Origin of the sequence: Priestia sp. 179-F W1.4 NHS (genome assembly GCF_045369295.1) — a bacterium.
Classification (GTDB): domain Bacteria; phylum Bacillota; class Bacilli; order Bacillales; family Bacillaceae_H; genus Priestia; species Priestia zanthoxyli.
In genome coordinates, this window is the sequence record NZ_JBIQFF010000003.1 from 657,210 (window position 1) to 665,286 (window position 8,077).

The following is an 8,077-nucleotide window of genomic DNA, read 5'->3' on the forward strand; positions in this document are numbered from 1 at the left end:
TCAAAATGAAATTTTCGTTGTAATCGTTTTCAAAGAGGTGCTATATTTCAATTGTAGTCAATTTATGCAAACGATTGCAAAAAAGGGGATGAAACGATGAAAGGGAAAAAATGGACAGCTTTAGCTCTAACACTGCCGCTGGCTGCTAGCTTATCAACAGGTGTTCACGCCGAAACCGTACATAAAGGTAAAGCTCCAACAGCAGATAAAAACGGTGTCTTTTATGAGGTGTATGTAAACTCTTTTTACGATGCAAATAAAGATGGACATGGTGATTTAAAAGGCCTTACACAAAAGTTGGACTATTTAAATGACGGAAATTCTCATACAAAGAATGATCTTCAAGTAAACGGGATTTGGATGATGCCGGTCAACCCTTCTCCTAGCTATCATAAATACGATGTAACGGACTATTATAATATTGATCCGCAGTACGGAAATCTGCAAGATTTTCGCAAGCTGATGAAAGAAGCAGATAAACGAGACGTAAAAGTCATTATGGACCTTGTTGTGAATCATACGAGCAGTGAACACCCTTGGTTTCAAGCTGCGTTAAAAGATAAAAACAGCAAGTACAGAGATTACTATATTTGGGCTGATAAAGATACCGACTTGAATGAAAAAGGATCTTGGGGGCAGCAAGTATGGCATAAAGCTCCAAACGGAAAGTATTTTTATGGAACGTTCTGGGAAGGAATGCCTGACTTAAATTACGATAACCCTGAAGTAAGAAAAGAAATGATTAATGTCGGAAAGTTTTGGCTAAAGCAAGGCGTTGACGGCTTCCGCTTAGATGCTGCCCTTCATATCTTTAAAGGTCAAACACCTGAAGGCGCTAAGAAAAATCTCCTGTGGTGGAATGAGTTTAGAGATGCAATGAAAAAAGAAAACCCTAACGTATATCTAACGGGTGAAGTATGGGATCAGCCGGAAGTAGTAGCTCCTTATTATCAGTCGCTTGATTCCCTATTTAACTTTGATTTAGCAGGAAAAATTGTCAGCTCTGTAAAAGCAGGAAATGATCAAGGAATCGCTACTGCAGCAGCGGCAACGGATGAGCTGTTCAAATCATACAATCCAAATAAAATTGACGGCATTTTCTTAACCAACCATGACCAAAATCGCGTCATGAGTGAGTTAAGCGGAGATGTCAATAAAGCAAAGTCAGCTGCCTCTATCTTACTTACGCTTCCTGGAAATCCGTATATTTATTACGGTGAAGAAATCGGCATGACCGGTGAAAAGCCTGATGAATTAATCCGTGAACCGTTCCGCTGGTACGAAGGAAACGGACTTGGACAAACTAGTTGGGAAACACCTGTATACAATAAAGGCGGCAACGGCGTGTCTGTAGAAGCACAAACCAAACAAAAGGACTCTTTGTTAAATCATTACCGCGAAATGATTCGCGTGCGTCAGCAGCACGAAGAGTTAGTAAAAGGAACGCTTCAATCTATTTCAGTAGACAGTAAAGAAGTTGTTGCTTATAGCCGTACGTATAAAGGCAACTCCATTAGTGTGTATCATAATATTTCAAATCAACCTGTAAAAGTATCTGTAGCAGCGAAAGGTAAATTGATTTTTGCTAGTGAAAAAGGTGCTAAAAAAGTCAAAAATCAGCTTGTAATTCCGGCGAATACATCAGTTTTGACAAAATAATTAAAAACACCTTTACGTGATTACTTGGTAATCACGTAAAGGTGTTTTATTCCTCCTATGCTACAACTGTCGTACTCGCGCATCCGCCCTGCCCTCTTTTAAAAATAGTTACATAATTGATATAAGGTCTATTCAGTTAATAAATTAGACCTTTTTGGACGAGCAAAAATTAATTTACCTTTACAGCCGATATGTCATATTCAATTTTAGTTAAAGTAATTCAGGTTCCCGGAATACAAAAACCTTAGGAATCTATAGACTCCTAAGGTTTTCTTTGTATTCATGTTTCTTTTCATTCGTCATAGTAGCCTAACTTAGTATCCAGTAAATATTGACAAGCCCATACCTTAACAAACTATTTTCTCGTCATTTCAGAAACACTCCTTTGTCATATTAATGCATAAAAAAAGCCCCGTCTCTATAAAAACATAGAGACGAGGCGTTGCTCGCGGTACCACTCTAATTGATCAATCATTACATAATTAACCCACTCATTTTCGGCAGCTATCACCACCTATCTTCATAACGGTAGAAAACCGACATCCCCTACTTATAATATTCAGGGAGTAGCTCTTGGATGAGTTCAAAGGCAATAACTACCGATTCTCACCAACCGTCGGCTCTCTGAAAAGTTTATATATCCTTCTATTATTTCCAATCTTTGCTTATCGTTATTTGATTACATGCAATATTATATCTATCTATTCATTTTGTCAACTTAGTTTTTCGAATAAAAAAATAATTATTAATATAAAAATAATTGTTTCTTAAATCATTAGTTTGCACATAAACATCTACTACCTTTGAGTAGTGTTTAAATTATTTACTTAAAAATAATTTTGTCTATTACATACCTTGTAGAAAAAGTTCATATTTGTCGTCACTAAGTGTAAATAGTAAAACATTAATAATACATAAAATAATTTATCGTTTACTTAACTAACAACAAAACTTAAACAAAGTTACTTTTTAATAAAATATTTAATCACAACATTTATTTTTGAAAATAGATGTATATGAATCTACAAATCTGGCCAGACTAACAACGTATTCCCCCTATTCCAATAAATTTGAAAATCCTTTGCCTATATAGGGCAAAGGATTCTTTTTGTTTATCTATCAGTCAATTCACAACCGATTTTCTCCGTTTCAAGTCCCTAAAACTTAATATTTATCGACGACTGCTCCTAAACTAGCTGCTTTAACGTATGGTTTATTTCTCAAGGAAAGCAGTTCTTCTTTTGTTCCTGTAGCTACTACGCCTATAATTAATCCATTTTTCTGTCTGTTTTTTAGACTTTTGACATCTCCTGGATCTGTTTTTTGGAGCTCATTTAAAAAGTCTGCTTCTGTTTTGACTTTATTACTCGTTAGTTTTATTCCTAGTTGTGGTGATGGTTTAGAAATACCTAATAACCATCGTCCACTTTCTGGCTCACCTCTGTAAGCAGTAGACTTTGCATAGTTATCTACCCAATACCACGTTTGGTGAGCAGATGTAGGCAACATCTTTTGTACTTCTTTCAATGTGTAATTTTTATTGAAAGATATGGCCATCTCCATGTATTTGTCATTTGGATAATCTTTAATCATGTCGAAGTCATTCGCATACAACTTATATTTGTACTTAGGTACATAAAATAACATCTCACGTTGCCCATTAGGAATATGATAAATTGTCGTGTCATTGACAATTGTACTACTCATGGAGAATGATACATTCAAGTTTCCAAATAAATCATATGTTATTTCTTCTGTCCCCCAAGGTATCACTTTGTCTTCAATTACTTTAAATGCTGCACTCTTAATAGTTCCCTTTAAAACTCCAATTGATTTACTATCAGTGTTAGTGTATGTGTTTGGAGACATCCTCACCTGATTTTCAGTAATTATCCGATCAGTAATCTGGTCTCCTTTTGAGGCAATAAAATAATTATTTCCTTTGACAAATAAACCAATAACAAAGCTAACTACGAGTGCGGAGATAAAAACTGTTCGTAAAATTGCTCTATATTTTGCTTTTTTAAGCGTTCTATGTAAAGACTTTTCATCAAAAATAGAGTCTAACTCATCATTCGTTTTCTTCATTACATTCTCTCCTATACATCTCTTTAAATGTTTTTCTAGCACGAGCTAAATACGTTTTCACAACTTCAGGTTTCATATCTACATATTCCGCAATTTGTTTATACGACCACTCTAGCTCGTATTTTAAAAGAAGTAGTTGCTTAAAGGTGGGGGACACCTTTTGGAGTATGCTTCTTACTAGAAGTTGATTTTCTTGTACAATCATCATCTCTTCAATTAATCGTTTAAGATGTTCTCAAAGTTTGTCTTTAGTACAGGAAAATTGTTTGTACTCCAATATATCTCAAGATCATCGTCATTTATTAAGCTTTTTACATCTTCTAAATAAGTAATTACGCAGTATTTATCAAATTTATCCCATTCTATCCTTCCGTAAAATGTGAATGAAACCTCTTTTTGAAACGAGTAATATCTTTCTTCACTTTTTTCAGGAGAATAAATAATAACGCCTTTACCTAAGGCATTTACACAGTCTGAAAAAAGAGGCCCTTTATCTTCTTTTTTCTCTAATTCTTTTCTCTTTGCCAATAGAAACTCTAATCTTTTTTGTCGGTCTTGTTTTTTCATCATACAATACCTTTCTTCATATTCTTTGTCTTATTTGGAGGTCAAGAAATAGTTAGTATGAGACTCTAGTTATCATAACAGATATTACAGGAACCAAAGCCCCTCTATTCTACATAGAATAAAGGGGCTTTGGTAACCTAATGTTTAATATAGACAGTAGTTAAAAGAAGCCTCCCATTGAGACTTCTTTTCTATCTTCATTAATTTTTCCTTTTAGACTAATTTAAATGTTAGGGTTAAAAATCTGATAAAATTAAATAAGACCTTTTATTTTAGCTTCCTTTTTAAATTTTAAAATGGCTTCTACTGCCTTTTTGTATCCTCCAGAATCCCTTAACGATTTTCCAATTTCCAAGCTTTTTTCTCTAAATGAAGAGTTCGATAGCACTTGTTCTGTTGTATTCCGTAAGGTGCTAGCATCTAGTTCTTGACGGTTAAGTTGTAGACCAGCTCCTAATTCTTCAATCCGATTAGCCACTATTAATTGATCCCCCACAACAGGCATAACAACAAGAGGTACACCAAAATAAAGCCCTTCACTCGTACTATTCATTCCACCATGAGTAATAAAAACATCTGCTTGTTTTAGTATTTCTAACTGAGGTACATAATTACGTATAATGAAATTAGATGGAACCTCTTTAAATTGGCTAATGTCCGTCTGTTTTCCTACTGATAATATAACTGTAGCCTGCATTTCTTGGAATGCTTCAAAACAGGTAGTATATAACTCAGGTTGCTGATTAAATATTGTTCCCATTGAAATAAAGATGAGCTTATTACCAGGAATATTTTTTAAAGAAAGAGTTTCTACATCTTTTCGCGGCGCAATAGAAGGACCAACAAAAATAAAAGAGTTATCAAACTTTTCAGCACGAGGTTGATATGATCTTGAGGTATATACAAGAGTAATGTCGCCAGGGCAAGACATCAGCTTTTGATTATCGTTGATCGTTATACCATATTTTTGTCTCCATTTTTTTAATATCTCTTCAAGTTCTTGATATGATGGAGATGTCTTATTAATTTCTCCTTGACTTTTCATAACGTTTGAAAAGACCTCTTCATCAATAGCAAACGTTGTACAAGAAGATATTTTAGGTATCTTCAATATATCAGCGATGATCCATCCTGCAGCGAAATTATTATCATAAATAACATAGTCGTATTTTTCATCCCCTATGTCTTCTAGAACACTTTCTATGACTGTATCCGCAGAGCGTACCATATATAATAGCATTTCCAAAGGGTCCATTCTTTTTGCCATTTTTTTCACTAAATCTGCATTGCGTGTGAAATTTTTATAGGGACGAAATGTGGCTCCCGTTTTCTCAATTTTATTTCTATATTCCTCTATACAGTAATAGACAACCTCTTCACCCTTTTTTATTAGTTCTTCCACTAATGCAATTGTAGGGTTAACGTGGCCTTCTCCAGGATAATTAAAGAATAGAACTTTTCCCATCTGAATTCCTCCTTTTACAAGATAAATAGTGCGTCTTATTATACCATTTGTTGTTTTTCTGCGCCTTATTCCATTCTTTTAAGGATAGATTGATAAAGAATAGAATTAGAGGTGTCTAGTATGAAGCAATTTACTTTCATTGTCCCTACACCATCCGTTGTAATGGTTGATTTCTTTAGTATATTAATCGACCCTGCGTATCATATAGTTTCTTGTTAACTTAATGTAGCTTACAGGAACCAATCTCCCTTTTTCCTATTTAGGCAAAGGGGATTTATTTACCTATAATTACTTTCTACAGGTGCCCCCAAATTATCTAAATCTTGACTGATATTTAAGATAATTAGGTAATTCCATTCTCCCTTACGCTTCCCTAAATTTACTACTTGGTGAACTTCTACTTGATCATTTTCATATTCTCTAGCTGCTTCACACATTTCCCTTAAAGTACTGCCAAACTCTGTGTTATCCCAATTTCTTACCGTCAAATCAATATAAGATTGGCTCTTTTTAAAATTCATATCTCATTCACCTCTATTACTAAAAATAACATTAAAGTAATAGTTTGGGTAAAAAACTTAGTTACGTCGGGTAGGCAGGCACTCTCACGAGCGCCCGCCCCCCTAAGAACCGTACGTGACAGATTTCCCGTCATACGGCTCAAGCCTTCTTTTTATCCGAACAACTTGTTTATTTAATACATGGTACATGTACTAATTTAGCAAATTCACCTGTAGAAACCTCTAAGTTTCGCACTGTAACTTTCTCTCCATTTTGTAAAGTCTGCTTACACAATGCACAACGATATCCTTGTTTTCTTGCGAGTTTCATCCTATCCAATGTATTTTCATTATTAAAGACCTTACGGTCTCGTTTTTCCCAATACTCTCTTAGACTCAGATCATCTGGGCTGTTTTTATAGGCTACCATGACATGCCGTTCTATTTTAATCCAAGACATCTTTAACAATTGAATGTTAGTAAGTGGACATGTGAGAGTCCATTTATCATTCCCTCCATGGTTGGGCTTCTTAAAATAACGTTTAATAATCCATTTCCACGCCTTCTTTGGATGTAGTCGTTTAAGGTGTTTTGTTATTTTAAGGAATAAGTAATTATCCATATATCCAAACGTCTTTTTAGAAACGACATGTTTCCAATACTGTCCGTAACCACGAATAATTGGATTTAAAACACGTATTAGTTCTTTTATTGGGCGTCCTCTCATTAATGCGAACGTATCTTTTATCTTATTTTTTGCTTTTTTAATGCTGTCTCTGCTAGGTTTGATTAGTAGCTTATTACCTTGTTCCGTCTTGTATTGACGCAGCGAGAAACCGAGAAAATCAAACCCGTTCTCAATATGTGTAACTCTAGTTTTCTCTTTACTAAGTGTAATTCCTCGCTTTTGTAAGTAAGGAGTTAGTTTCTCATACATGCTTTCAGCCTTTTCCTTCGTTTCCGTTACGATGACAAAGTCATCGGCATAGAGAACACGTCCTATCTTACATTTTGGATCGATTGCGTATCCTCCGTTTGGTTTGTATGTCTTTTTATAAACAATACCAATTTCTTCTTCCATACCGCATAAGGCGATATTAGCTAGAAGGGGAGACACAATACCCCCTTGAGGGGTTCCTTCTGTTGTCGTACGAAGCATATCCTGCTCTATGTAACCCATTTTAAGCCATCTTTTGATGAGAGTGTTTCCTGGAAACATAGATGTTTGTTCTACTATCCAATCATGATTAAGATGGTCAAAGCATCCTAAAAAATCTCCCTCAAATACCCACTTTTTCTTACTATTCGTGTTAAGCTTATTAAAAAGATTACTTATAGCATCGTGTGTGCTTCGTTTAGGACGAAAACCGTAAGAAGTTGGTTCAAACTTGACCTCCCATTGTGGTTCGAGTGCGTTTTTTACTATGTTTTGATACACTCGATCTCGTATCGTGGGGATACCGAGAGGTCTCATTTTTCCATTTTTCTTCGGGATAAACGTTCGTTTTGCTGGCTTTGGACGATGTCGGAAGACATTACATTTAACTATCTGTTTATAAAGTTTGATACGTTCGCTTGGTTTTAAAGCCGTATAGCCATCTACACCAGGTGTTCGCTTACCGTTGTTTTGTTGTGTTACTCTGCGAATGGAAAGCAGCAGATTTGCTTTACTCCGTAGGAGTAAACGTTGAAGTTTCCTTACTTTTCTTTGTTGATTTTGCTGTTCGGCACGATAAATTCTTTGTCGTAACTTCGCTACATATTTTTGTATAATACTCCAATCAATAGAGTACCAATC

General features: G+C 35.1%; 7 protein-coding genes and 1 other annotated feature. Of the genes, 1 reads left to right on the forward strand and 6 read right to left on the reverse strand.

Translation table 11 applies throughout. The annotated features are described in order from the left end of the window. Positions 1–96 precede the first annotated feature (96 nt). Positions 97–1,659 (forward strand): alpha-amylase family glycosyl hydrolase, encoded by a 1,563-nt coding sequence (locus ACH0CI_RS18560; RefSeq protein WP_406902065.1) that lies wholly within the window; start codon positions 97–99, stop codon positions 1,657–1,659. 427 nt (positions 1,660–2,086) lie between these two features. Beyond that, positions 2,087–2,330, reverse strand: a binding site (T-box leader). 493 nt (positions 2,331–2,823) lie between these two features. On the opposite strand, the gene ACH0CI_RS18565 is transcribed toward ACH0CI_RS18560, so the two are convergent. The 6 genes from ACH0CI_RS18565 to ltrA form a co-directional block, all read right to left on the reverse strand. After that, positions 2,824–3,747 (reverse strand): anti sigma factor C-terminal domain-containing protein, encoded by a 924-nt coding sequence (locus ACH0CI_RS18565; RefSeq protein ID WP_406902066.1) that lies wholly within the window; start codon positions 3,745–3,747, stop codon positions 2,824–2,826. Continuing rightward, a complete protein-coding gene (locus ACH0CI_RS18570) occupies positions 3,731–3,955 on the reverse strand; it encodes an RNA polymerase sigma factor (protein WP_116299242.1) in 225 nt (74 codons plus the stop codon). Before ACH0CI_RS18570 ends, ACH0CI_RS18565 begins: the two co-directional genes overlap by 17 nt. A gap of 8 nt (positions 3,956–3,963) precedes the next feature. Beyond that, the gene (locus ACH0CI_RS18575) at positions 3,964–4,314 is read right to left on the reverse strand and encodes a CDI toxin immunity protein (RefSeq protein WP_335707850.1); all 351 of its coding nucleotides are present in this window, start codon (positions 4,312–4,314) and stop codon (positions 3,964–3,966) included. Positions 4,315–4,567: 253 nt separating this feature from the next. Continuing rightward, complete coding sequence (locus ACH0CI_RS18580; protein WP_335707849.1) at positions 4,568–5,779, reverse strand: macrolide family glycosyltransferase; 1,212 nt, start codon at positions 5,777–5,779, stop codon at positions 4,568–4,570. A 278-nt stretch (positions 5,780–6,057) separates the two neighbouring features. Beyond that, the gene (locus ACH0CI_RS18585; RefSeq protein ID WP_221817229.1) at positions 6,058–6,300 is read right to left on the reverse strand and encodes a hypothetical protein; all 243 of its coding nucleotides are present in this window, start codon (positions 6,298–6,300) and stop codon (positions 6,058–6,060) included. A gap of 169 nt (positions 6,301–6,469) precedes the next feature. Further along, on the reverse strand, positions 6,470–8,065 hold the full coding sequence (gene ltrA / locus ACH0CI_RS18590) for a group II intron reverse transcriptase/maturase (RefSeq protein WP_406902072.1): 1,596 nt from the start codon (positions 8,063–8,065) through the stop codon (positions 6,470–6,472). Between the last annotated feature and the right edge of the window lie 12 nt (positions 8,066–8,077).